A 1,077-nucleotide genomic window follows, 5' to 3' on the forward strand; every position below is an offset into this window, starting at 1 on the left:
GCATCGGCGGGCTCCGCCGGGGCTTCGCGCGGGGCGCGCCTGGGTGCTGCCCCCTTCGGTGCACGCTGGGGCGCTTCGCGGGGCGTGCTGCGGAAGCCGGGTGGCGCGGCGTCGCGCGGGGGCCTGGCGGCGAAGCTGCCGCGGGGCGCCTGACCCTCGCCGCCAGCCCGCGCACCGCCAACCCTGGCGCCGGCCGGTTTGGCACCGGCAGGCTTGGCACCGGCAGGCTTGGTGCTGCGGCGGACGCGTTCCTGGCGCGGGCCGAAAGGGCGCTCGCCTTCCGCCGGGGCGGCGCCTTCGGCGCGCCGCGGTTCACGCGTGGCCTCCCGCGGCGCGGGGCGGCTTGGCTTGCGCGGGGCCTGGCCGGCGCCGCGCGGCGGATGGCCGGCGGTGGAGCGGCCAGGGCCGGAACTGGTGCCGGAAGCGGAACCGGAACCGGGACGTCGGGGCGGGGGGCGTGACATGCGGCGCATTGTGCGCCGCGCCGCGCCGCCTGTCCAAGCGCCGCACCCGGCCCGGACGCGGCAAAGCGACCCGCTTGCGCCTTCGGCGCGCGCAGCGCCATTGACAGGCGCCGCGCGACCGGGCAACTCCCCGCCCGCTCCCGCCGGTCGGCCCGGGGGCGGCAGGCCTGGGAAGGGCTGCGGAGGGGTGCCCGAGTGGCTAAAGGGGGCGGACTGTAAATCCGCTGGCTCAGCCTACGTTGGTTCGAATCCAACCCCCTCCATATCCTCCCACGGCCCGCCGTGCCGTCGCGCGCCGCCCGTCCGGGGCGGCGCCATGCCGCGGGCCTCGCGGCGCGGGTGTAGCTCAATGGTAGAGCCCCAGCCTTCCAAGCTGGTTATGCGGGTTCGATTCCCGTCACCCGCTCCACGCGCGCGCGGGCGGGCGGCAGTGTGCAGCAGGCGCGGGACAGTCAATCAGCCCTGGCGGCCCCCAAGGGGGGTGGCCCCGGGACCGGATAGCGGGAACAGCGATGGCCAAGGCGAAATTCGAGCGGAACAAGCCGCACTGCAACATCGGCACGATCGGGCATGTGGACCACGGCAAGACGTCGCTGACGGCGGCGATCACGAA

At 76.1% G+C, this 1,077-nt stretch carries 1 protein-coding gene and 2 tRNA genes; all 3 read left to right on the forward strand.

Annotated features, from left to right (window positions below; all coding sequences use genetic code 11):
- The first annotated feature begins 645 nt into the window (after positions 1–645).
- Positions 646–727, forward strand: a tRNA-Tyr gene (locus HEQ75_RS27635).
- A gap of 72 nt (positions 728–799) precedes the next feature.
- Positions 800–873: transfer RNA gene (locus tag HEQ75_RS27640), tRNA-Gly, on the forward strand.
- Positions 874–976: 103 nt separating this feature from the next.
- Positions 977–1,077 (forward strand): GTP-binding protein (locus HEQ75_RS27645; RefSeq protein ID WP_139372854.1); only part of this gene is annotated, 101 nt, incomplete at its 3' end.

The organism is Falsiroseomonas selenitidurans, assembly GCF_012103215.1.
Taxonomy (GTDB): domain Bacteria; phylum Pseudomonadota; class Alphaproteobacteria; order Acetobacterales; family Acetobacteraceae; genus Falsiroseomonas; species Falsiroseomonas selenitidurans.